This is a genomic window from Methylobacterium sp. J-001, from assembly GCF_022829565.1.
Classification (GTDB): Bacteria; Pseudomonadota; Alphaproteobacteria; order Rhizobiales; family Beijerinckiaceae; genus Methylobacterium.
Map to the genome: position 1 here is coordinate 1 of NZ_JAKSYN010000073.1, position 317 is coordinate 317.

The 317-nt window shown below is 64.4% G+C and carries 1 pseudogene; it reads left to right on the forward strand.

Annotated elements, in window-relative coordinates:
* Positions 1-249: pseudogene (locus tag MKK65_RS07910) on the forward strand (hypothetical protein); the annotation flags it as partial.
* Positions 250-317 lie beyond the last annotated feature (68 nt).

The window sequence follows — 317 nt, forward strand, 5'->3', positions numbered from 1 at the left end:
CTGATCACGAATGCCTTGGAGCTACACCAGGATCGGCCCGATCGCTTCGTGATCGCGGGTCCGCCGGTCGCGGTGGGCGCGCGGGCGGCGCTCTCCCTGTCGCTGATCCTGCACGAACTAGCGACCAACGCGGCCAAGTACGCCGCGCTCCCGTCCGAGCCGGTGCCCGAGGCGATGGCCGCACTGCTCCGTCGGTTGGATACCACCAAGAGCCAACGTGTATCTGATCCGGACGCTACCAAAGTATGAGAGAAGGATCCCAGATCGTTAACTTTCAATCCCCTGTGCGGCGCCGGGCATCAACGAACACCCCCCTC